This window comes from Streptomyces sp. NPDC021622 (assembly GCF_040640795.1).
GTDB lineage: Bacteria > Actinomycetota > Actinomycetes > Streptomycetales > Streptomycetaceae > Streptomyces.
The window spans coordinates 45,546-67,711 of sequence record NZ_JBFACK010000019.1 but is presented as its reverse complement, the minus strand read 5'-3'; the positions used below and the strand labels follow the sequence as shown (position 1 = coordinate 67,711).

20 protein-coding genes and 1 tRNA gene are annotated in these 22,166 nt (G+C 70.2%); 15 read left to right on the top strand and 6 right to left on the bottom strand.

The window, feature by feature from the left end:
- Positions 1-95: 95 nt before the first annotated feature.
- Complete coding sequence (locus AB0G47_RS32160; RefSeq protein WP_360777204.1) at positions 96-284, top strand: helix-turn-helix domain-containing protein; 189 nt, start codon at positions 96-98, stop codon at positions 282-284.
- A gap of 61 nt (positions 285-345) precedes the next feature.
- Positions 346-1,755 carry a site-specific integrase gene (locus tag AB0G47_RS32155; protein ID WP_360777202.1) on the top strand — a complete coding sequence of 470 codons (1,410 nt, stop codon included), beginning with the start codon at positions 346-348 and terminating at the stop codon, positions 1,753-1,755.
- 142 nt (positions 1,756-1,897) lie between these two features.
- On the opposite strand, the gene AB0G47_RS32150 is transcribed toward AB0G47_RS32155, so the two are convergent.
- Together AB0G47_RS32150 and AB0G47_RS32145 are read right to left on the bottom strand one after the other, a co-directional pair.
- Positions 1,898-1,982: transfer RNA gene (locus AB0G47_RS32150), tRNA-Ser, on the bottom strand.
- Between the two features lie 42 nt (positions 1,983-2,024).
- Complete coding sequence (locus AB0G47_RS32145) at positions 2,025-3,404, bottom strand: trypsin-like peptidase domain-containing protein (protein WP_360777200.1); 1,380 nt, start codon at positions 3,402-3,404, stop codon at positions 2,025-2,027.
- A gap of 185 nt (positions 3,405-3,589) precedes the next feature.
- Between AB0G47_RS32145 and AB0G47_RS32140 the strand changes: the two genes are divergently transcribed.
- The 3 genes from AB0G47_RS32140 to AB0G47_RS32130 all read left to right on the top strand — a co-directional run bounded on the left by AB0G47_RS32140 (position 3,590) and on the right by AB0G47_RS32130 (position 6,179).
- Positions 3,590-4,402, top strand: coding sequence for a glycerophosphodiester phosphodiesterase (locus AB0G47_RS32140; protein WP_360777198.1), 813 nt, complete (start codon positions 3,590-3,592; stop codon positions 4,400-4,402).
- Positions 4,403-4,464: 62 nt separating this feature from the next.
- The gene (locus AB0G47_RS32135; protein ID WP_360777196.1) at positions 4,465-5,082 is read left to right on the top strand and encodes an ATP-binding protein; all 618 of its coding nucleotides are present in this window, start codon (positions 4,465-4,467) and stop codon (positions 5,080-5,082) included.
- 128 nt (positions 5,083-5,210) lie between these two features.
- On the top strand, positions 5,211-6,179 hold the full coding sequence (locus AB0G47_RS32130; protein ID WP_360777194.1) for a DUF5926 family protein: 969 nt from the start codon (positions 5,211-5,213) through the stop codon (positions 6,177-6,179).
- Positions 6,180-6,384: 205 nt separating this feature from the next.
- Here the strand turns inward: AB0G47_RS32130 and AB0G47_RS32125 are convergent, their stop codons facing one another.
- A complete protein-coding gene (locus tag AB0G47_RS32125; RefSeq protein ID WP_360777192.1) occupies positions 6,385-6,987 on the bottom strand; it encodes a hypothetical protein in 603 nt (200 codons plus the stop codon).
- A 57-nt stretch (positions 6,988-7,044) separates the two neighbouring features.
- Entirely contained in the window at positions 7,045-7,758 is a 714-nt protein-coding gene (locus AB0G47_RS32120) for a bifunctional DNA primase/polymerase (RefSeq protein ID WP_360777190.1), read from the bottom strand.
- A 538-nt stretch (positions 7,759-8,296) separates the two neighbouring features.
- On the opposite strand from AB0G47_RS32120, the gene AB0G47_RS32115 reads away from it, so the two are divergent.
- Positions 8,297-9,739 (top strand): PP2C family protein-serine/threonine phosphatase, encoded by a 1,443-nt coding sequence (locus tag AB0G47_RS32115; protein WP_360777188.1) that lies wholly within the window; start codon positions 8,297-8,299, stop codon positions 9,737-9,739.
- Positions 9,740-9,861: 122 nt separating this feature from the next.
- A complete protein-coding gene (locus AB0G47_RS32110; RefSeq protein WP_360777187.1) occupies positions 9,862-11,358 on the top strand; it encodes an aminopeptidase P family protein in 1,497 nt (498 codons plus the stop codon).
- 136 nt (positions 11,359-11,494) lie between these two features.
- Here AB0G47_RS32110 and AB0G47_RS32105 read toward each other — a convergent pair whose 3' ends face one another.
- Positions 11,495-11,971: a carboxymuconolactone decarboxylase family protein gene (locus AB0G47_RS32105; protein WP_360777185.1), complete on the bottom strand. Its 477-nt coding sequence runs from the start codon at positions 11,969-11,971 to the stop codon at positions 11,495-11,497.
- Positions 11,972-12,018: 47 nt separating this feature from the next.
- Here AB0G47_RS32105 and AB0G47_RS32100 point away from each other — a divergent pair, with 47 nt between their 5' ends.
- Positions 12,019-13,485: a PLP-dependent aminotransferase family protein gene (locus tag AB0G47_RS32100; RefSeq protein ID WP_360777183.1), complete on the top strand. Its 1,467-nt coding sequence runs from the start codon at positions 12,019-12,021 to the stop codon at positions 13,483-13,485.
- A gap of 21 nt (positions 13,486-13,506) precedes the next feature.
- On the opposite strand, the gene AB0G47_RS32095 is transcribed toward AB0G47_RS32100, so the two are convergent.
- Positions 13,507-13,947, bottom strand: coding sequence for an ATP-binding protein (locus AB0G47_RS32095; protein WP_360777181.1), 441 nt, complete (start codon positions 13,945-13,947; stop codon positions 13,507-13,509).
- Positions 13,948-14,204: 257 nt separating this feature from the next.
- Between AB0G47_RS32095 and AB0G47_RS32090 the strand changes: the two genes are divergently transcribed.
- The 7 genes from AB0G47_RS32090 to pheA all read left to right on the top strand — a co-directional run bounded on the left by AB0G47_RS32090 (position 14,205) and on the right by pheA (position 21,746).
- Positions 14,205-15,002, top strand: a complete 798-nt coding sequence (locus AB0G47_RS32090; protein ID WP_360777179.1) for a hypothetical protein — start codon at positions 14,205-14,207, stop codon at positions 15,000-15,002.
- Positions 15,003-15,180: 178 nt separating this feature from the next.
- On the top strand, positions 15,181-15,909 hold the full coding sequence (locus AB0G47_RS32085) for a YcnI family protein (protein ID WP_360777453.1): 729 nt from the start codon (positions 15,181-15,183) through the stop codon (positions 15,907-15,909).
- 78 nt (positions 15,910-15,987) lie between these two features.
- A complete protein-coding gene (locus tag AB0G47_RS32080) occupies positions 15,988-16,638 on the top strand; it encodes an SCO family protein (RefSeq protein WP_360777177.1) in 651 nt (216 codons plus the stop codon).
- Complete coding sequence (locus tag AB0G47_RS32075; RefSeq protein ID WP_360777175.1) at positions 16,635-17,138, top strand: copper chaperone PCu(A)C; 504 nt, start codon at positions 16,635-16,637, stop codon at positions 17,136-17,138. The genes AB0G47_RS32080 and AB0G47_RS32075 overlap by 4 nt, the downstream gene beginning before the upstream one ends.
- Positions 17,139-17,152: 14 nt before the next feature.
- On the top strand, positions 17,153-19,390 hold the full coding sequence (locus AB0G47_RS32070) for a copper resistance protein CopC (RefSeq protein ID WP_360777173.1): 2,238 nt from the start codon (positions 17,153-17,155) through the stop codon (positions 19,388-19,390).
- A gap of 6 nt (positions 19,391-19,396) precedes the next feature.
- Positions 19,397-20,668, top strand: a complete 1,272-nt coding sequence (gene efeB / locus AB0G47_RS32065; protein ID WP_360777171.1) for an iron uptake transporter deferrochelatase/peroxidase subunit — start codon at positions 19,397-19,399, stop codon at positions 20,666-20,668.
- Between the two features lie 142 nt (positions 20,669-20,810).
- Positions 20,811-21,746, top strand: coding sequence for a prephenate dehydratase (gene pheA / locus AB0G47_RS32060; protein ID WP_266864587.1), 936 nt, complete (start codon positions 20,811-20,813; stop codon positions 21,744-21,746).
- Positions 21,747-22,166 lie beyond the last annotated feature (420 nt).

Here is a 22,166-nt window from a genome sequence, read left to right as displayed (position 1 = left end):
GCCCCTGACCTGCGCGGTAGCGGCGGTAGCGGAAGTAGCGGACCTGACAGGTAGGGGGCGTCGCCCCCTCGCTCTCGCATGAAGGAGTCGCACCCGTGGCACGCCCCCAGATGCTCAAGCTCCCCGAAGTCCTCGACGAGATCGGCATGAGCCGCGCCGCCTTCTACCGCATGCGCGCACGCGGCCGTGCCCCCAAGCTCCGCAAGCTCCCCAACGGGCAGGTTCGCGTGAGCCGCCGCGACCTGGACGTGTGGTGGGAACTCTGCGAGCAGAACGCCGCCTAGTCCAACTCAACTGACCCCAGGGGCCCACCGATCCGGTGGGCCCCTCGCCATTGGGAGCCTCATGCTCACGTACGACGTTGATGTCTGGTCCATCCGCAAGCGCGCGGGGCGTCCGAAGCCTTTCGAACTCCGTTGGAGGGTGGGCCCCCGCCCGCACTCACGCAGCTACAAGCTCAAGCCGCAGGCAGAAGGACGTCAGTCAGAACTGTTGACCGCCCTGCGGGAGCGAGAGCAGTTCGACGAGGAAACCGGCCTGCCTGCACGCGAGTTGGCCGCTCTCTCCTCTCCCACCTGGTACGAGCACGCGACCGCATACGCGCTCATGAAGTGGCCCCGCGCTGCGGCCAAGCACCGCGCCGGCATCGCCGAAGCACTCGCGGTCGTCACGCCGACGCTCGTCACCACGACCCGTGGGGCGCCGGACGCGAAGGTCTTGCGAGCGGCTCTCTATCAGTGGGCCTTCCGGGCTCTGCCGGACCCTGACGGCAAGCTGGCCTCTCGCCACAAGGTCGAGGAGCCGACGGCAGAGATCCGTGAAGCCCTGTCCTGGCTCTCTGGCCACTCGATGAAGGTCAGCGCGCTGGAGGACCCCGCGCTGCTTCGCCCTGCCCTGGAAGCTCTCTCCCGCCGGATGGACGGCAAGAAGGCAGCAGAGAACACGGCCCGCAGAAAGCGCATGGTCCTGAGCAACTTCCTTCGGTACACCGTCGAGGAGAAAGGCCTTCTGTCCGCGAACCCCCTCGCTCGCGTCGACTGGACGCCCCCCGAGACCGATGACGAGATCGATTTCCGGTACGTCCCTGGCCCCGCTCTGGCGCGCTCGTTCCTCAAGGCCGTGCGGGATTCCGGGCGGCGCGGCCGTCATCTCGAAGCGTTCTTCGGGTGCCTGTACTACGCCGCGATGCGTCCCGCTGAGATCGCTTCGTTGAAGCATGTGGATTGCACGCTGCCTCCAGACGACGAGGAATCTCGGGAGCATTGGGGTGAGCTGTTGCTCGGTGAAAGCCGCCCGGAAGTGGGTGGTGGATGGACGGATGACGGGGCTTCGTACGAGGCGCGAAGCTTGAAGCGAAGGGCTCGGGGGGCGACCCGCTCAGTGCCGATTCCGCCCGTCCTCGTGCGGCTGCTGCGGGCGCACCTCGCGGAGCACGGGACTGCATCAGATGGTCGTCTGTTCCGTGCTGCCGGGGGTGGGCGGGTTCGCTCGACCGAGTACTGCGATCTGTGGGAGGCGGCTCGTGCTGAGGTTCTGTCCGAGGAGGATGCGGCAACTCCCCTCGCAAAGGTGCCGTATTCGCTCCGCCACGCTGGCGTCTCCCTCTGGATCAAGTCGGGCGTAGACCCCGTGGAGGTCGCGGCGCGAGCAGGGCACAGCATCGCCGTGCTCTACCGCTTCTACGCCAAGATCCTCAAGGGCAATCAGGGGCGCTCGAACCAGCTCATCGCCCAAGGGTTGGCCGATGACGAGTAGTGCCGTCCTGGCCCACAGATGGCCCATACGTACTGGTCAAAGGTGGGATACGGGCGAGTCAGGGTGAGACAGGCTCAACGCAGAAGGGGTGCCTCTCAGTGAGAGACACCCCTTCTGACCAGTCAATACTCTGACCTGCAAGCGGTGGGTGTGGGATTTGAACCCACGGTGACTCGCGCCACGACGGTTTTCAAGACCGTTCCCTTAGGCCGCTCGGGCAACCCACCCCGCACCGCCGGTCAGGGCGGTGCGGGGTCAAGAGTAGCGGGTCAGCTCTCGCCCTTGCGCTGGCCCAGGACCACGTCGACCGTGCGCTCCTTGCCGTCGCGTTCGAACGTGATCTTGACCTTGTCGCCCGGCTTGTGGGTCCAGATCTGGCCGATCAGGGTCGGACCGCTGTCGATCACCGTGTCGTCGAGCTTCGTGATGACGTCGCCGGGCTTGAGGCCCGCCTGGTCCGCCGGGCCGTTCGGGGTGACCGCCTGCGAACCACTCGCGCCCTCCTGGGAGATCGTGGCACCGCCCGTGTCCTCGCCCAGGGAGACCGAGGCGCCGATGACCGGGTAGACCGCCTGGCCGTTCTTGATCAGCTGCTCGGCGACGTACTTGGCCTGGTTGACCGGGATCGCGAAGCCCAGGCCGATGGAACCGGACTGGCCGCCGCCGCCGAGGCCGCCGCCGCTCTCCGCGGGCTTGATCGCGGAGTTGATGCCGATGACCGCGCCCCGCGCGTCGAGCAGCGGGCCTCCGGAGTTGCCCGGGTTGATGGAGGCGTCGGTCTGCAGGGCGCTCATGTACGAACTCTTGCTGGTGGCGCCGTCGCTGGAGGTCACCGGGCGGTCCTTGGCGCTGACGATGCCGGTCGTGACCGTGTTCGAGAGGCCGAAGGGGGCGCCGATGGCGATCGTCGAGTCGCCGACCGCCACCCGGTCCGAGTTGCCGAGGGGCAGCGGCTTCAGGTCCGCGGGCTTGCTCTTGAGCTTGATGACCGCCACGTCGTAGCCCTCGGCACGGCCGACCACCTCGGCGTCGTACTTCTTGCCGTTCGAGAACGTCGCCGCGAGCTTTCCGCCGTCGGCGGCGGAGGCCACCACGTGGTTGTTGGTGAGGATGTGGCCCTGCTTGTCGTAGACGAAGCCGGTGCCCGTGCCGCCCTCGCCGTTGCCCCCCTGGGCGTCTATGGTGACGACGCTCGGGAGCGCCTTGTTGGCGATGCCGGCGACCGAGCCGGGCTCCCGCTTGAGGTCGGCCGGGGTGTCCGATGCGGAGACCGTGGTCGAGTCCGTGGCGTCGTCGTCGTTGCGGTCGGCCGCCCAGAAGCCGATGCCGCCGCCGATTCCACCCGCGACCAGCGCGGCCACGAGCACCGCTGCGATCAGGCCACCGCGCCGGCCCGCGGGCTTCGGCCCTTCGGGGTGCTGCGCCGCGTACGAGGCGCCCCACGTGGAGCCCGCTCCTGCGCCCTGCGCGTACGAAGGAACGGCGGGCGGCGGCGGGGGCGGCGGCCAGGCTCCGGCCGCGGCGCCCGGCGCGTGCGGCGCCGGTCCCGCGGGGGGCGCGGGATCGGCGGAAGCAGCGGGAGTGTCCACCGGCACGGGAGGTGCGGACGGGGCCTTGGGTACCTCGTTGCCCTCGTTCTCGGTGCTCACAGCTCTCTCCTCGGTCCACGCTGTCGTTCTCGGTCACGGCCTGGCTGTGGCCAACTGTGATTCTGTCTGCAGTCAGCTTTTCCCATGGGCTGTCAGGGCACCATAAGCCGATCCTGTGGATCCGGCGCTGTGTGCACCCGGCCTCGGGTGAGCCTGCGCGTACCCCGTGATGGCACGATGACGCGGTGACTCTCGCACGACAGCAACAGATCCAGGTCGTCGCCCACCGCGGAGCATCCGAAGACGCTCCCGAGCACACGCTGGCCGCGTACAAGAAAGCGGTCGAGGACGGTGCCGACGCCCTCGAATGCGATGTACGCCTGACCGCGGACGGCCATCTCGTCTGCGTCCACGACCGACGCGTCAACCGTACGTCGAACGGCCGAGGAGCCGTCTCCGCCCTGGAGCTCGCCGATCTCGCCACGCTGGACTTCGGCTCCTGGAAGAGAAACCACGCCGAGGCCGACGAAGGCCCCGACTGGGAGGACACCTCCGTCCTCACCCTGGAGCGGCTCCTTGAGCTGGTGGCCGATAGCAACGCCTCGGGGCGCAACGTCCAGCTGGCCATCGAGACGAAGCACCCCACGCGCTGGGCGGGCCAGGTCGAGGAAAGGCTGCTGCTTCTACTGAAGCGCTTCGGTCTGGATGCCCCACCCGCCGAAGGCCCGTCCCCGGTGCGCATCATGAGCTTCTCCGCGCGCTCCCTGCACCGGGTGCGGGCCGCGTCCCCCACCCTGCCCACGGTCTACCTGATGCAGTTCGTCTCGCCGCGCCACCGCGACGGCCGTCTGCCCCAGGGCGTACGGATCGCGGGCCCCGGTATGCGGATCGTGCGCAACCACCCCTCCTACGTGGCCAAACTCAAGCGCGCCGGCCACCAGGTCCACGTCTGGACCGTGAACGAACCCGAGGATGTCGAGCTCTGCGCAGAACTCGGCGTCGACGCGATCATCACCAACCGCCCCAAGCAAGTCCTGTCCCAACTGGGCCGCGACTAACGGGAGCCCCTTCGGTTACAGGGAGTGCACCGGCGCGTTCGGTCCGTATTCGATCGTTACGAGTGCGTCACCGCACAGGGATTGGCCGGTTTCCGGTCCAGTCCATTGGGGCATTCACACCGTGGCGTGGGGCGAAGGAGGTCTCGGGGGTGGCGTTGGTGGTGGCACGGGAGGTGCCCGCGTCGTCGAGCATGGCCGTACCCCATGGCCCGGCGGGCGTGGGAGAAGCGAGACACCGGATGCGCGAGCAATTGCGCAGGAGCGGGGTGTCGGATTCGGTCATCGACGATGCCGTACTGATTCTTTCGGAACTGCTCAGCAATGCCTGCCGGCATGGCAGGCCGCTGGGCCAGGGACTGGTCGGCGACGGTGATGTCCGGGCCGCCTGGCGCGTGGATGCGGCGGGCCGGCTGACGGTCGAGGTGACGGACGGCGGAGGACCGACCCGCCCCGTTCCGGCCACACCCTCGGTCACCGCGCACGGCGGCCGCGGGCTCAACATCATCACGGCTCTCGCGGATGCCTGGGGCGTGCGCGACGACACCCATGGCGAGGTCACGGTGTGGGTCGTCGTACATGCCGGGCACCGCCTTGAGGATTTCGCTACGCGCGTCGCGGCCCCGTCGGCCGCCTCGATACCCGACCTCGCGTACGCGGACCCGTTCGACGATCTCGACTGACGGCCCCTCGCCCGACAGCCGTTCCGGTGTGTTCCCGACGCCCCCTGGGCGAGCGGCTAGGCTCGCGCCCGTACGCCCAAGACGTACGAAGAGCCACGCAAGAGAGCCGCATCCGGGAGACACCCAAGATGGCCAAGAAGCGCCCTCAGACCAAGGGCAAGCAGCAGCCGCAGCTGAAGGACGGAGAGGTTCCCGTCGTCGGCGCCCGCGAACCCTGCCCCTGCGGTTCGGGCCGCCGTTACAAGGCCTGTCACGGCCGGGCCGCCGCGCACGCGGTGACCGAGCTGGTGCACCGCCCCTTCGAGGGCCTGGCCGGTGAGGGCGACTGGGTGGCGCTGCGCGAGCTCGTCCCCGCGGCGACCGTCGAACTGCCGCTCAAGGACGGGCTGCCCGACGGGGTGCCCTCCGTCTCGCTGGCGACGGTCCTGCCGATGGCCTGGCCCGCCCTGCGCCGCGACGACGGCTCGGTCCTGCTCGGCCTGCAGAACGACACCGCGTCCGGCGACATCAGCCGCGACCTCGCCGACACCCTCTTGCGGGCGCTCGCCGCCAAGCCGGGATCGCCGGTGCAGTCCCGGCGCGCGCCTGCGGACGGACCGCGCCTGCAGGACATCCTCGACCCCGACGGCGCCTTCGAGCCGGTCGTGCACGAGGGCTTCGAGTTCTGGGTGCCGGATTCGGAGAACACGTCCACGGAGGTCTCCGCGTCCCTGGAGCGGGCGAACGCCGCCGCCATCCCGACCGTGAAGCTCTCCGGCGTGGAATCCGCCTACTGGTGCGAGACCCCGGAGAAGAACCACCTGCGCTGGGTCATGCCGCACCCCGAGGAGCAGCTCCTGGACGCGCTCGCCCGGCTGCACGCGGCCGGCACGTCGAGCCTCGGTGAGGGAACCCGCCTCGTCGGCTCCTTCCGGGCGCACGGTCTGACCGTGCCGGTGTGGGATCTGCCGACCGGGATGGGCGCGGACGACATCGAGAAGCCCGCCGCCGAGTTCGCCGAGCGGCTGGCCGCGGCGCTCGCCACGGACGCCCCGCTGACCCCGGAGGAGCGCAGGGCTCGCGGGGGTCTCACGAACCGCCAGGTGACCTTGAGCTGACCCACCAGTCAGTCGGAGGGGAATGGGTGACTCCTGTCACAACTCCCCGTCGTCGCAGGTAAATCCCTGTCCGGATAACCGAGATCGAATTTGCCAAGAGCAGATCTCTTGTTACCGTTCAGGTAGCCCGGTTGCTGGTGCATCCCCCGTCGCCAGCAACCGGGCGCTTCCATATCCGGCCCCATATCGGGTCTGACCTGCGGTCTCAACTGACCTTCGGCCGCGCCGAGTTGCTCCCCGAGCGCAGGAGCAACGGTCCGCCACTCCCGTCAGCGAACTCCACCACCGCCGAATACGCCGCGGCATTCCCCACAGTGCGCTCCCGTGGCGTCTCGCACGTGCCTGGCTCGTCCTCCGCGCTCACCGCGCAATGCATCTGCACGGTGCGCCCGCCCGGGGCCATAACGGTCAGTACGGCGCTGAGCTCATCACCGGTCGCGTTGCGGTAGTACGTGCGCGCCCAGGTGTCGCTCTGCTGGGTCAGGACGCAGGTCTGGGCCTCGATGCCCTCCGAAGAGGTGAGCTCGGGGCCGCACCGGGCGGTGCTGCTGAGTCCGAGCCCCGAGAGGAGCGACGGCTCCTTCGTGGCGGACTGGTTCGAATTCGGCCTCTCCGGAGCGGGCTGGTTCGAAGACGGCCGCCCCTTGGAGGGCTGTTTCGCGTCAGGACTCGGCGCCGGATCCGTCGGCCGCTCCGCTTGCCCGGCGCCGGCGTCGTCGTCGCCCACGGGCCCCGCGGACGCGCCGGCGAACGGCAGGAGAACCGTGATGGCCACTACGCCCATGAGCGCGATCAGGCGGGGGTTCATGGGCCCTGACATTAACGACGATTGATGGGCGCACGGCTCGCCGCGCGCCCATTTCCCCTACAACTCGGGCGCGCTCACACCCGTACGAGTGAGCGCGTCCACCACGGCGTCCACCACGGCCTCGACATCGGGCACCCACGGCGCCGCGGAGCCGGGCAGCGGAGCCCGCTCCCAGCGCACCGGCCCCTGTCCCGTCTCGGAGGGCGGCAGCGCGAGATATCCGCCCTCTCCGTGGAAGCGCAGCGAGCCGGGCACCCAGTCCTTGGCGTACAGCAGCTCGCCCAACTGCTCCATGGAGTAGGGCGCGACGAGCAGGAAGAGCCGGGCCGGGGTCGCCACAACCGGGCCGAGCCTGATGCCCGCCTCGTCGAGCGCGGCCAGGGCGCGCGCGCCCGCGAGCGCGGGAAGGCTGACGGCGCACGGGGCGCCGGCGCCGGTGGCGAGCACGATGGGCGCGGCCGGGCGGTTCGTCCACCACCAGCGCACCATGCGCGCGTCGGTGGTCGCGGCCAGCAGGCCGGGGTCGAGGGGATGCGCTCCTGGCACCGTGCAGTCGGGGTCGGGGCAGGCGCAGCGGGTGCCGTCCTGCCGGTCGAGACCGACACCTGGCAGCACCGGCCATTTCCATGCCGTCGCGAAGGTCAGGGCCGCGCCGATCAGACCGGGACTCTGGTCAGGCTTCCTGCCGGTGAACCCAGTGAGCCCGGTGAAACCGGTGAGCCCAATGAGCCTGGACAGGAGCCTGCGTCGCCTTCCGAGGATCTCGCGCATGAGCGCTCGTTCCTTTCCGTTTACACGCCGAGGAACACGGCGGGCCACATCACACCATGTGTGGATCACTTCGCTGTGCGTACAACTGGCGCATCACACCCCAGCCTGCGGCATGGGGAACCCCTATGGGCCGAGCGTTAACGTGGCGTGGGGTGGCGGTGCCTGGCGATTGCTGTCCCGCGTATTACTCGCCGCCTCCCCCACGGGAGGATGGGGCACGGTCGTCGTGAGTTAAGACGCCCGGGTCCGTCGCCAGGTTCCGGGCGGATCTCAACTGCCCCTGGTCATCACCGAGTACGTACCCAACACGGCCGCTGTGACGCGCCTCCCGTGCCTGAGGGCTGGGAGGTACCCCTTGCTGAACAATGTCAGTCGACCGCAATATGCCGTCGCCTCAGGCACTTTTGAGCCAAGTTACCAAGATCGCCAGAACGCCACAGAATTCCCACGGACACCAGGAATCCCAGCTGGACAATGCTGGACATCCCCTCTCCAGTGCGTGTAGATGTGGAGAACATTGCTAGCGGCGCAGAATCACATGGGGGTTTGCGATGCTATTGAGCAATACGCACCGGCCGGAAAGCCGTCAGCCATGAACGCTCCGCACCTCCCGAAAGTGGCCGGAATCGATTCAACTGTTCCGCCACCAGCCCACACTGTCGCGCCTGTCCCGCACGCCCAGAGCGCCTCGGCCGCACCGACGGTCATGATCCAGGACCGGCTCGCGGGCTGGGTCTCCGATCTGACGACACTGCACGAACTCACCGAACGCCTGGGCCGCACGGCCACCCTCGACGAGGCCCTGCAGGAGCTCCTGCGGGCCGGCGCAGCCCTGGTCGGCGCCCGCCGCGGCCTCTTCGTCCTGGAGCCCTCCGACGGCCTCGGCCCCGACACCACGGTCGGCCTCGGCCTGGCCCGCGCCGACCTCGGCCACATCGAGACGGTGCCCCGCGGCTCCACCTCCTTCGGGCGGCTGCTCGACGCCCCGCCCGCGCCGCCCGGCACCCAGACCGAGATCGTCGACGCCGACCTGCTCGCCGACGACGGCCTCGACCCCCGGCACCGCGAGGTCGCCACCCGGCTCGGCTACGCCGCCAGCTACGCGCTGCCGCTGACCGCCGAGGCCGCGGGCCGGGTCGGCGCCGCGGTCTGGCTGTACGACGAGCCCGCGGCGCCCGTCGAGCGCCAGCGCCACCTCATCGGCCTCTACACACGGCACGCCGCCGAGCACCTGGCGCGGCTGGTCGAGCTGGACCGGGCCCGCACCACGGAGGCCACGCTGCGCGAGGAGCTGCTTCCCTCGCGGCTGCCGCGGGTCGCCGGGGTGCAGCTCGCCGCCCGGCACCGCACCAGCGCGCGCGGGGGCGGCGACTGGTTCGACGCGCTGCCGCTGCCCGACGCCGCGCTCGGCCTCGCGGTCGGGTCCGTCACCGGGTCCGGGCCGAGCGCCGTCGCCGCGATGGGGCGGCTGCGGGCTTCCTTGCGGGCGTACGCCGTGATGGAGGGCGAGGACCCCGTCGCCGTACTGTCCGATCTGGAGCTGCTGCTGCGTCTCACCGAACCCGCCCGGTCGGCGACGGCCCTCTTCGCGTTCTGCGAGCCGGCCCTGCGCAAGATCGTCCTGGCCGGGGCCGGGCACAGCCCGCCGCTCGTGATCGGCGAGCGGCGCACGGAGTTCGTGGAGACCTCGCTCTCGGCGCCGCTCGGGATGCTCGCGTGCTGGGAGGCGCCGAGCGTGGAGATCCAGCCGGAGCCCGGAGAAACGGTGCTTCTTTATACGGACGGGCTGTTGCACCGCACCGGGGATCCGATGGACCGGGCCTTCGCGCGGCTGCACTCGGCCGCCGCGAGCGTGCCGAGATCCGTCCGCGCCGACCCGGACGCGCTCGTCGACCATGTGCTGCGGACCGTCCTGCCGGACGGGCTCGACGCGGTCGAGAGCGACGAGGACGTGGTGCTCCTGGCGGCCCGGTTCGAGTGACGCCCGGACGGGGGTCACCGTGACCCCCGCAATACGGCATGTAACAGGCCTTCCGGCCCTGGGCCCCCTTCCGTACGCCCGTACGATGGAGAGGGCCCAGTGTCGTACATAGGAGGCAGATCGTGTCGGAGGAGCTCATTCCGGAGTACCCGGAGACCCCGGAAACCCTGGAGATCGAGTCCGAAGAAGAGCCGATCAAGCAGCGCAAGAACGGCCTGTACCCGGGCGTCTCCGACGAGCTCGCCGAGAACATGAAGTCCGGCTGGGCCGACACGGAGCTGCACGATCTGCAGCCGATCGCCCAGGCCGCACACACCGCTGCCCGCCGCGCCGCGCTCTCCGCGCGTTTCCCGGGCGAGCGGCTCGTTGTCCCCGCGGGCAATTTGAAGACCCGTTCGAACGACACCGAGTACGCCTTCCGCGCCTCCGTCGAGTACGCGTACCTGACCGGCAACCAGACGGAGGACGGCGTCCTCGTCCTGGAGCCCACCGACTTCGCGGACGGGACCAGCGGCCACGAGGCCACCATCTACCTGCTGCCGCGCTCCAACCGTGAGAACGGCGAGTTCTGGCTGGACGGCCAGGGCGAGCTGTGGGTCGGCCGCCGGCACTCCCTCACCGAGGCCGAGACGCTGTACGGCATCCCGGCGTCCGACGTGCGTGAGCTCGCCGGGGCGCTGCGCGAGGCGACCGGTCCCGTCCGGGTCGTCCGCGGCTACGACGCCGGCATCGAGGCCGCGCTGACCGACAAGGTCACCGCCGAGCGCGACGAAGAGCTGCGCGTCTTCCTCTCCGAGGCCCGTCTGGTCAAGGACGAGTTCGAGGTCGGCGAGCTGCAGAAGGCGTGCGACGCGACGGCCCGCGGCTTCGAGGACGTCGTCCGCGTCCTGGACAAGGCCGAGGCGACCAGCGAGCGCTACATCGAGGGCACGTTCTTCCTGCGCGCCCGGGTCGACGGCAACGACATCGGCTACGGCTCGATCTGCGCCGCAGGACCGCACGCCACCACGCTGCACTGGGTGCGCAACGACGGCGCGGTGCGCTCCGGAGAGCTGCTGCTGCTCGACGCCGGCGTGGAGACGCACACGTACTACACGGCCGACGTTACGCGGACGCTGCCGATCAACGGCCGCTTCAACGAGCTGCAGCGGAAGATCTACGACGCCGTGTACGAGGCCCAGGAGGCCGGCATCGCGGCGGTCAAGCCCGGTGGCAAGTACCGCGACTTCCACGACGCCGCGCAGCGTGTGCTCGCCGAGAAGCTCGTCGAGTGGGGCCTGGTGGAGGGTCCGGTCGAGCGGGTCCTGGAGCTGGGGCTGCAGCGTCGCTGGACGCTGCACGGCACCGGTCACATGCTCGGCATGGACGTCCACGACTGCGCGGTCGCGCGCCGCGAGACGTACGCGGACGGCGTCCTTGAGCCCGGCATGTGCCTGACCGTCGAGCCCGGCCTGTACTTCCAGGCGGACGACCTGACGGTGCCGGAGGAGTACCGCGGCATCGGCGTGCGGATCGAGGACGACATTCTCGTGACGGCGGACGGCAACACGAACCTGTCCGCGGCGCTGCCGCGGCGTGCCGACGACGTCGAGGCGTGGATGGCTGAGCTCAAGGGCTGAGGGTTCAAGGGCTGAGGGCTCAAGGGCTGAGGGTTCAGGGGCTGAGGGTCTGCTTCTCAAACCGAGCGTCTTCTTAAGAAGGGGCCGGGCATCCTGTTGGATGCCCGGCCCCTTCGCGTTGCCCCCAGGGAGGGGCTCAGCGCTCGTCCTCGCCCGCGACCTTGGCGGTGCTCAGGGCGATGCGGTTCCAGGTGTTGATGGTGAAGATCAGCGCCAGGACGCGGGCCAGCTCCTCCGCGTCGAAGTGCTCGGCGGCGCGGGCGTAGACGTCGTCCGGGACACCGCCCCGGTCGACGAGCGTGACGGACTCGGTCAGGGCGAGCGCCGCCTGCTCCTTCTCCGTGAAGAAGTTCCGGGCCTCGCGCCATACGCCGACCATGTGCAGGCGGGCCTCGTCCTCGCCCGCCTTGCGGGCGTCGGAGGTGTGCATGTGGAGGCAGTACGCGCAGCCGTTCAGGAGCGAGGCGCGGATCTGGATCAGCTCGACCAGGGCCGGGTCGAGACCGTCGCGCGCAGCGGCGTCGAAGCCGATGAGGGCCTTGAAGGCCTTCGGGGCGGCCTTGGCGAAGTTGATGCGGGTCAGGGGCTGCGCGGCGTTCTCGTTGTTCGTCATGACCATGAATCTACGGGGCGGATAGACCTTGGGTAGGGTGCATTCCCGTGCCAGAAACATGGGTCAATTTGGCGGAGCGTCTCGGCAGTGACCTGCACCTGGAGCTCTCCGGGGCAGGGGGCCGCCGCGCCGTCCTCATCCGCGCCCTGCGGGACGCCGTGCGCGAGGGACGGCTCGCTCCGGGGACGCGGCTCCCGCCCTACCGCTCCCTCGCCGCCGATCTGGGCATCGCCCGCAACACCGTCGCCGACGCCTACGCCGAGCTGGTCGCCGAGGGCTGGCTGACCGCGCGGCAGGGTTCCGGTACGCAGGTGGCCGACCGGGCGGCGCCGCCCCAGCGGGCCCGCGTCCCCAAGCGGGCGCCCGCGCGGCCCGCCACGCCGACGTACAACCTGCGCCAGGGCCAGCCGGACGCCGCGTCCTTCCCCCGCGCCGCGTGGCTCGCCGCGGCCCGGCGTGCCCTCAACTCGGCGCCGAACGAGGCCTTCGGGCCCGGTGACCCGCAGGGGCGCGTGGAGCTGCGCCGGGCGCTCGCCGAGTATCTGGGGCGCGCGCGTGGGGTGCGCACCGATCCGGAGCGGATCGTGGTGTGCTCCGGGTTCGCGCATGCCTTGCGGCTGCTGTTCGGCGCCGGAAGAGGCGGCGTGCTGCGAGGGCGTTCGCCAAGCTCTCGGCTCCGCTCGAGCAGGGGATACCCCATCGCCCTGGAGTCGTACGGCCTCAGCTTCCACCGCTCGATCCTGGAGACCGCCGGCGTCCGCACGGTCCCGCTCGGCCTCGACGAACAGGGCGCCCGGATCGACGAACTGACCGAGGGACAGCGCGTCCGTGGAGTGCTGCTCACGCCCGCTCACCAGTTCCCCACCGGCGGCCCGCTGCACCCGACCCGGCGCACCGCGGTCATCGACTGGGCGCGCACCCAGGACGGCCTCGTCCTGGAGGACGACTACGACGGCGAATTCCGCTACGACCGGGAGCCGGTGGGCGCCGTACAGGGTTTGGATTCCGAACGCGTCATCTACATGGGCTCGGTCAGCAAGAGCCTCTCTCCAGGGGTACGTCTGGGGTGGCTGGTGCTGCCCGAACACCTCATCGACGACGTACTCGCAGCCAAGGGGGAACGGGAGGCGTGGGCCAGTGTGATCGACCAGCTGACCCTCGCCGACCTCATCGAGTCGGGCCACTACGACCGCCACATCCGCCGGATGCGTCAGCGCTACCGGCGGCGCCGCGACCAGCTCGTCGACGCCCTGGCCGCGCACGCCCCGCACATCAGCCCGACCGGCGTCGCCGCGGGCCTGCACGCCGTCCTGCGGCTGCCGCCGGGCACCGAACAGTCCACGACCAAGGCGGCCGCCTGGCAGGGCCTCGCGCTGGACGGCCTCGCCGACTTCCGCCACCCGGACGCCACGATGCCTGCTCCGGACGGGCTGGTGGTCGGCTACTCGACGCCTCCAGAGCACGCGTACGGCGCGGCACTTGAGGCGCTGTGCAGGGCGCTGCCGCCCGGCTGAAGCAGACCGTGGCAGACCCCGTCAGGCGGTGACCAGTGGCGTGTCCTCGCGCCATTTGAGGATCTTGTCGAAGCTGATCACCGCGCCGCCTCGTCCCGGCTTGTTGCCGAAGTGCACATGATCGGCCAGCTCCTGGATGAGGCACAGCCCCCGGCCGTGCTCGGCCGTCTCGGAGGCGGGCAGCGTGACGGGGACGAACCCCGGGCCGGAATCGGCCACTTCGATACGGCACTTCTCGCCGTCCAGATACGCCGTGACCCGGTACGCCCCGGCCCGCCCCCCGGAGGCCGGCGCCCCGCCGTGCTCCACCGCGTTGGCACAGGCCTCGCTGAGAGCCACCGACAGGTCGTAGGAGACGTCCGGATCCACCCCCGCAGTCTCCATCGTGCCGATCAGCAGTCGACGGGCCAGCGGGACGCTCGCAGCTTCGCGCCGCAAATGGAGAGACCACCACATGCTCATGCTCCAGCCTCCTGGCCGCGGCTCGACATACCGATACGTATTGCCGCAAGCGCCCGTCAATAAGCGCGTAGCTGAAGTGATGCCGCCCATACGGCCGACGCGCGGACCGCGCGCAACGGTGTAGCCGGGTCACCCAAAGGTGCGCATTTCCCCCCTCATGACCATTCATCGGAGCCGAACGGTGCCGAACGGCATCCCCGGGAGCTTGTGGACCTGCCGTGTGCGGCCGGTGGGCCCAGTGCGATGATGGCCCGGCCATGACTGCCCCCCACCAGCGCGAAGCGCGCGCCGGATTCGACGTACGGCTGCTGAGAGCCGCGGTGTTCGCCGTGCTCTGCGTCGTGCTGTCCGCCGGGGGCCATGTGCTCGCTTCCTGCGCGAGCGTCCCGCTGTGGACGCTCGGGGCGGGCTTCCTCGCCGTTCTCGCCGTCGCGGCGCCGCTGGCCGGGCGGGAGCGTTCGCTGCCCGGCATCGCCGCCGCGCTCGCCGCGGGCCAGGTGGGTCTGCACGCGCTGTTCGCCGTCGGCCAGCACGGCGGCGCCGTGCCGCAGTCCGGCGACGCCTCCCTGGTGGAGCGGGCCGCGCGGCTCGTGTGCGGTGCGGGCGCGGCGACGCTCAGCCCCGCCGAGGCCCAGCGGATCCTGACGAACGCCGGTGTACAGGGCACCGCCCACTCCCCGCACCACGGCACCGCGGACACCGCGATGGGCTCGATGTCGCTGCTTCCCTCGCTGCCCATGCTGCTCGGGCACGTGCTCGCCGCGGTCGCCGCCGGATGGCTGCTGCGCCGCGGCGACGTCGCGCTGCTCCGGCTCGTCCGGCTCTCGGCGGACGGGGCGCATGGAGTCGCCGAAGGAGCGCTCGTACGTTCCCTGCGCGGGGCCCTCGCCCTTGTGCGCGCCCTGCGGGCAGGCCTTCCCGGGGCGCCCGAGACGGGTCCCCTGACCCCGCGCACCGGACATCTCGTACCGCCGAAGCCGCACACCACGGCGCTGCAGCACACGGTGATCAGGCGCGGCCCGCCGACGGCCGCCGCACTCGTACTCGCCGCCTGACGCGACGCACTCCACCCTCGTACTCGCTCCAACGCAGTACTACGGAGAGGCGCATCGCGGCCGGTGGCCCCCACGCGCGCGTGCCCGCTCGGTTCGTCGCCGCGCGCCCCTCCCCGACTGATCACCGCTGCCGAAAGTGGAGTGTTCCGCCATGTCTGCTCTGTCTGCTCTGTCCTCCGTGAAGGCCTCCCGCGTCTCCGTCGTCGGTGGCGTCGCCGCCACCGCCGTCCTGCTGCTCTCCGTCCCCGCCTTCGCGCACGTCAGCGTCACCGCCGAGGGCGAGGCCGCCAAGGGCGGGTACGCCACGGTCAACTTCAAGGTGCCGAACGAGCAGGACGACGCCTCGACGAACAAGCTCGAGATCTCCTTCCCGAAGGACCACCCGCTCGCGTCCGTGATGACGCAGCCCGTCCCTGGCTGGACCGCGAAGGTCACCAAGGAGAAGCTCGACAAGCCTCTGGAGATGCACGGCGAGAAGATCACCGAGGCCGTCTCCAAGGTCACCTGGACCGCCGACGGCAAGGGCGTCCAGCCGGGCTCCTTCCAGAAGTTCCCGCTCTCCATCGGCGCGCTGCCCGAGGACGCAGACGAACTCGTCTTCAAGGCCGTCCAGACGTACGACAACAAGGACGTCGTCCGCTGGATCGAGCCCCAGCAGAAGGGCCAGGAGGAGCCGGAATTCCCGGCGCCGACCCTTGCGCTGGTCGCCGCGTCCGAGGACGGTCACGGCGCCGCCGCATCGCACGACGACGCCAAGGAAGACGCCGAGTCGGACGACAAGAGCGAGACGGCGTCCGCCGACAGCAGCGACTCGACCGCCCGCGTCCTCGGCATCGTCGGCATCGTCGTCGGCGCCGCGGGCGTGGCCTTCGGAGTGCTCGCCGGCCGCCGGCGCGCCAACAGCTGAGCCAACCCATCGGACCGCACCGCGGGCGCTCCAGCGCCCCGGTGCGGCCGGGCCTCCTCACATCTGGGACATTTTCGTATGCGCAAGAAGAAGCTGCTCGCCGCCGCCATGCTGGCCGCGGCCGCCCTCACCCTCTCCGCCTGCGGCGGCGGTGACGACGGCAAGAAGCCCGTCGCGGACGTCTCCGTCGAGTCCGACGGAGACAAGGCCGCGACCGTTCTCGACAAGCCCTTCGAGAAGCCGGACATGGTCCTCACGGACACCCACGGCAAGAAGTACGACCTGCGCGCGCAGACCAAGGGCAAGCCGACGCTCGTCTACTTCGGGTACACCAACTGCCCCGACGTCTGCCCGCTGACGATGAACAACATCGCCGTCGCCAAGAAGAAGCTGCCCAAGGCGGAGCAGGACAAGCTCCAGGTCGTCTTCGTCACCACCGACCCCGAACGGGACACCCCCGCCGCCCTCGGCAAGTGGCTCAAGGCCCAGGACACCGACTTCATCGGCCTGAGCGGTGACTTCGACACCATCCAGGCCAGCGCCCGCACCCTCGGCATCAGCATCGAGCCCTCCAAGAAGGAGAAGGGCAAGATCGTCTCGATGCACGGCACTCAGGTCATCGCGTTCTCCCCGAAGACCGACGCGGGATACGTCCTGTACGGCGAGGACGCCTCCGTGGACGACTACGTCAAGGACCTCCCCAAGCTCATCAAGGGAGAGACCCCGTGAAGACCCCCGCAAACCGCCGTGCCCTCCTCGCCGGTTCCATAGCGCTGACGGCGGGGCTCACCCTCGCGGGCTGCTCGGACTCGTCCGCAGGCAAGGCATCGGTGTCGACATCGGACAAGCCCGAGCTCAAGGTCAGCGGGGCCTTCGTGCCCGAGCCCACCATGGACACCATGGCCTCCGGCTTCTTCACCCTCACGAACAAGGGCGGCGCCGACAAGCTCGTCTCGGTGACCAGCCCCTTGGCGAAGAAGGTCACGCTGCACAGCACCACGAACAACGCGATGCGCGAGCAGAAGTCGTTCGACGTGCCGGCCGACGGCGAACTCGACTTCGCCCGGGGCGGCAACCACCTCATGTTCGAGAAGCTCAACCACAAGCCGAAGCAGGGCGAGAAGATCGCGGTGCTGCTGCGCTTCGAGAAGTCGGACCCGATCGAGGTTGAGGTTCCGGTGAAGGCCGCAACGTACAACCCCGAGCACGGCAAGCACTCGTCGCACTGAGGGACTGATCGTTGATGCGGACCATCGCTCCCCGCTTCGGAGCCCACTCCGGAGCTGTCTCCCGGCTCGGGATCACTCCCGGTGCCGGGCGGCTCCTGCTCGTCGTCGCCCTCTTCCTCGGCGCCCTGCTCGCCGCGGCGACGCCCGTCTCCGCGCACGCCGCGCTGACGGGCAGCGACCCCAAGCAGGGGGCGGTGGTCGACAAGGCGCCGGACCGGGTGTCACTGACCTTCTCCGAGAGCGTCGCCATGTCCGACGGCTCGGTGCGGGTGCTCGATCCGTCCGGCAAGCGCGTCGACTCGGGCAAGACCAGTGACTTCGGGTCCAACACGTACGGCGTGAAGCTGCACAAGGGGCTGCCCGACGGCACCTTCACCGTCGCCTACCAAGTCGTCTCCGCCGACAGCCACCCGATCTCCGGGGCGTTCACCTTCTCCGTGGGCGCGCCGTCCGACACGAAGGTCGCGCTGCCGGACCAGGAGGTGGGCGGCGGATTCGTCGGCGGTCTCTACGACTTCGCGCGCTACCTCTCGTACGCCGGATTCATCCTCGTCGTCGGCGGGGCGGCGTTCGTGCTCGGCTGCTGGCCGCGCGGCGCCGGGGTGCGGCCCGTGCAGCGCCTGGTGGTGTCCGGCTGGCTCACGCTCACCGCGTCGACCCTCGTGATGCTGCTGCTCCGCGCGCCCTACACCGGGTCGGGGAAGATCGCCGACGCCTTCGACATGGCCAAGCTCGGCGATGTGCTCCAGACGAAGACGGGCGCCGCGCTGGTCTCCCGACTGCTGCTGCTCGCCGCGGCCGCCCTCTTCATCGCCGTGCTCTTCGGTGCGTACGAAAAGCGAACCGACCCCAAGGAGCGCAAGGATCTCGCCTTCGGGCTCGGGATCGGCGGCACGGTCGTCGCCATCGGGCTCGGCGCGACCTGGGCGATGTCCGAGCACGCGTCGACCGGCATCCAGGCGGGGATCGCGATGCCCGTGGACGTCGTCCATCTGCTCGCCGTCGCCGCCTGGCTCGGCGGGCTCGCGGCCCTGGTCGTCGCCCTCTACTTCGCGCCGTCGGTGGACTCCGGGGCGGTGCGGCGCTTCTCACGCGTGGCGTTCTGCAGCGTCGTCGCCCTGGCCGCGACCGGGCTCTACCAGTCCTGGCGGCAGGTCGGTTCGTGGTCGGCGCTCACCGGTACGTCGTACGGACAGCTGCTCCTCGTCAAGATCGGCCTGGTCGTCGTCCTTGTCGGCATCGCCTGGATCTCGCGGCGCTGGACGGCGCGGATCGCGGGCACGGCGGGCGGGATGGCTCCCGAGGCGGCGGCCGCCACGGTGGTCGAGCAGCGGGCGCGGAGGAAGCCGGTGACGGTGCCTGTCGGGGGTGCCGGTGGCTCTGGGGCGGGGTCCACGGAGGCTTCTTCTGAGGCCGCCTCTTCGGAGGGCCCGTCTTCGAAGGGCGCCTCTTCTAAGGGCTCCTCTTCCAAGGCGCTGTCTTCGGAGAGCGCATCTTCCAAAGCGCCGTCTACGGAGAGCTCGTCCTCGAAGGCGCCGTCTACGGAGGGCATGGATTCGGAGGAGCCGTCTACGGAGGACGCGGCTTCCGACAGCCCGTCGTCCGACGCCTCGTCTTCCAAGAACTCGCCGTCTTCCAAGAACGCGTCGAAGGCCCCCGCCAAGGAAGCCAAGGACTCGCAGCGCGCCGCTCAGCTCGCCCGCCAGCAGGCCGCCATGAACACCGCCCGCGAGAAGCGGATCCGCGACGCCGACCCGCTCCGATCGGGCCTGCGCCGCTCCGTGCTCGCCGAGGCGGGCGTCGCCGTCGTCCTGCTCGCCGTGACGACGGTCCTCACCTCCACCGAGCCCGGGCGCACGGAGGAGGAAGCGGCCGCCTCGAAGACGGCCGCCGCGGCCGCCCAGCGGTCCGGGCCGCTCATCGTCACCATCCCCTTCGACACGGGCGCCGAAGACGGCAAGGGCACGGTCCGACTCGACCTCGACCCCGGCCGCACCGGCAGCAATGACTTCCACCTCTACGTGAAGCGGCCCAACGGCAGCGCCTTCGACGTCCCGGAGGTGAAGGTCTCCTTCACCCTCAAGTCGAAGGACCTCGGCCCGCTGCCGGTCTCCCCCGACCGCGTCGCCACCGGACACTGGAGCGCGACCGGCGTCCAGCTCCCGATGGCAGGCAAATGGAAGGTCGCAGTGACCGTGCGGACCTCCGACATCGACCAAGTGACCGTGAACAAGAACGCGCAGATCGGCTGAACGACCATGGCGGACAACGAGACGGCCCGCGAGGCGGACCGCGTCGAGAACCACCGCAGCATCTCGCGGCGGCGGCTGCTCGGCACCGCGGGCGCCACCGGCCTCGCGCTCGGGGCCGCGGGCGGCGCGGCCGGATATGCCGCGGCGCCGTCGGACAGCCCGTCCCGGGCGGCGGCGTTGACGTCGCTGGGCGCGGACGAGGTCATGTTTCACGGGAAACATCAGCCGGGCATCACGACGCCCAACCAGTCCCGCGGCCACCTCGTCGCCTTCGACCTGAAGGCGGGCGCGGGCCGCAAGGAAGCGGCGGCCCTGCTGCGCCGCTGGTCGGCGACGGCCGAGCGGCTCATGGCGGGCGAGGCCGCCGCGAGCGACGACACAGATGTCGCGCGGGACGCGGGCCCCTCGTCCCTGACGGTCACCTTCGGCTTCGGCCGCAGCTTCTTCGGGCGCACCGGCCTGGAGAAGCAGCGCCCGGCCGCGCTCGACCCGCTGCCGGACTTCTCATCCGACCGTCTCGACAAGGCCCGCAGCGACGGCGACCTGTGGGTGCAGATCGGCGCGAACGACGCGCTCGTCGCCTTCCACGCCCTGCGCGCCGTCCAGAAGGACGCGGGCGACGCGGCCCGGATCCGCTGGCAGATGGACGGCTTCAACCGATCGCCCGGCGCGACCGCGCAGCCCATGACGACCCGCAATCTGATGGGCCAGATCGACGGCACGAACAACCCGAAGCCGTCCGAGAAGGACTTCGACCAGCGGATCTATGTGCCGGGCGACGGGGACCCCGCGTGGATGGCCGGCGGTTCCTACGCCGTCGTACGCCGCATCCGGATGCTCCTCGACGACTGGGAGAAGCTGGACCTGAAGCATCAGGAGGCGGTCATCGGGCGGCACAAGTCCGACGGCTCACCGCTGACCGGCGGCACGGAGACGACCGAGCCGAAGCTGGAGAAGGCCGGCGCGGACGACGAGTACGTCATCGCCCTCAACGCGCATGCCCGCATCACACGGCCCGACCAGAACGGCGGCGCCGCCATGCTGCGCCGCCCCTTCTCGTACCACGACGGCTTCGGCAAGGACGGGGAGCCGGACGCCGGGCTCCTGTTCATCTGCTGGCAGGCCGACCCGCTCCGCGGTTTCGTACCGGTGCAGCGGAAACTCGACCGGGGGGACGCGCTCTCGGAGTTCATCCGGCACGAGTCGAGCGGGCTCTACGCCGTGCCGGGCGGGGCCGCGAAGGGCGAGTACGTGGGGCAGCGACTGCTGGAGGCGTAGGCCTGCCCCTTGTGCGGGTTTCTCGTACCTGGGACTTGTGCGGTTTCTCGTACGTGGGACGGGTGCCGCTCCGTTACGTGGGACGGGTGCCGCTCCGTGAGACGCGTGAGCCGCGCCACGGGCAGGCCATTAGGGTGACGGTATGTCGGCGATGCGCTACACCTATCTCGGCCCCGAGGGCACCTTCACCGAGGCCGCCCTCCGCACGCTCCCGGAAGCTGCCACCCGGGAGCTCGTCCCGATGGTGTCCGTGCCGGCCGCGCTGGACGCGGTCCGTAACGGCGACGCGGCGGCCGCGCTGGTGCCGATCGAGAACTCCGTAGAGGGCGGCGTCACGACCACCGTCGACGAGCTCGCCAAGGGCGAGCCGCTGATGATCTACCGCGAGGTCGTCCTGCCGATCGCCTTCGCGCTGCTCGTGCGGCCCGGCACGCAGATCAAGGACATCAAGACGGTGACCGGCCACCCCGTGGCCCAGCCCCAGGTCCGCAACTGGCTCGCCGCGAACCTGCCGGACGCCCTGTGGGAGTCGGCGGCCTCGAACGCGGACGGCGCCCGCCTGGTCCAGGAGGGACGCTTCGACGCGGCCTTCGCGGGCGAGTTCGCGGCGGCGACGTACGGCCTTCAGCCGCTGGTCAGCGAGATCCACGACGCGGCGAACGCCGAGACCCGGTTCGTCCTGGTCGGCCGCCCGGCCCGCCCCGCGGCGCCGACCGGCGCGGACAAGACCTCGGTGGTCATCTGGCTCGGCGACGACCACCCGGGCGCCCTGCTCGAACTGCTCCAGGAGTTCGCCGTTCGCGGGGTCAACCTGATGCGGATCGAATCGCGGCCGACCGGTCGGGGCATCGGCAACTACTGCTTCTCCGTGGACGCCGAGGGACACATCACGGACCGCCGTGTGGGCGAGGCCCTGATGGGTCTGAAGCGGATCTGCCCACAGGTGCGCTTCCTCGGCTCGTACCCGCGTGCGGGGGTCGCACCCGACGACGTACGCACGCTGCGGCCCGGTACGTCCGACAGCGAGTTCCTTGCGGCGTCGGACTGGCTGACGCAGTGCCAAGACGGCCGGTTCTGACCAGTCTTACCTGCAGATTTACGTTGTCCACAAAGTTATCCACAGGCTGGGTTCTCGACCTGGGGACAAGTCGACAACGATCCACGACATGGTCGACAAATCGCCCTACACCCCGCAAGTCCATCCACAGCCGAGCACGTCACCCCTCGTCCACCCTTTTCCTTTGATCAACTCTTTGGAGCGAACCATTTCCACTCGAAAGTGGGTGTGGAGATGGTTTGGGGCGGGAATCCTTCGTCGCACATGCGGCTTTCGGAATGATCACTTCCGGCATCCACAGATCTTTCGCACACCCTGTGGATAACTTTTCCGGAGCGCCCATTCCTGTGGACAACGGCACCCTCAAGTCCCGCTTCCCACAAGGGGATCGAGTCAAGGCAGTGCGCCTCCTCTGCCCCGTTTCGGGGAATGACGCCCTTT

Coding starts and splice junctions, on each gene's coding strand:
- AB0G47_RS32070 (WP_360777173.1), top strand. CDS start 17,153: ATGCGGACCATCGCTCCCCGCTTCGGAGCCCACTCCGGAGCTGTCTCC.
- AB0G47_RS32115 (WP_360777188.1), top strand. CDS start 8,297: ATGGGGGTTTGCGATGCTATTGAGCAATACGCACCGGCCGGAAAGCCG.
- AB0G47_RS32095 (WP_360777181.1), bottom strand. CDS start 13,947: ATGAGCATGTGGTGGTCTCTCCATTTGCGGCGCGAAGCTGCGAGCGTC.
- AB0G47_RS32090 (WP_360777179.1), top strand. CDS start 14,205: ATGACTGCCCCCCACCAGCGCGAAGCGCGCGCCGGATTCGACGTACGG.
- AB0G47_RS32155 (WP_360777202.1), top strand. CDS start 346: ATGCTCACGTACGACGTTGATGTCTGGTCCATCCGCAAGCGCGCGGGG.
- AB0G47_RS32105 (WP_360777185.1), bottom strand. CDS start 11,971: ATGACGAACAACGAGAACGCCGCGCAGCCCCTGACCCGCATCAACTTC.
- AB0G47_RS32125 (WP_360777192.1), bottom strand. CDS start 6,987: ATGAACCCCCGCCTGATCGCGCTCATGGGCGTAGTGGCCATCACGGTT.
- efeB (WP_360777171.1), top strand. CDS start 19,397: ATGGCGGACAACGAGACGGCCCGCGAGGCGGACCGCGTCGAGAACCAC.
- AB0G47_RS32130 (WP_360777194.1), top strand. CDS start 5,211: ATGGCCAAGAAGCGCCCTCAGACCAAGGGCAAGCAGCAGCCGCAGCTG.
- pheA (WP_266864587.1), top strand. CDS start 20,811: ATGTCGGCGATGCGCTACACCTATCTCGGCCCCGAGGGCACCTTCACC.
- AB0G47_RS32120 (WP_360777190.1), bottom strand. CDS start 7,758: ATGCGCGAGATCCTCGGAAGGCGACGCAGGCTCCTGTCCAGGCTCATT.
- AB0G47_RS32080 (WP_360777177.1), top strand. CDS start 15,988: ATGCGCAAGAAGAAGCTGCTCGCCGCCGCCATGCTGGCCGCGGCCGCC.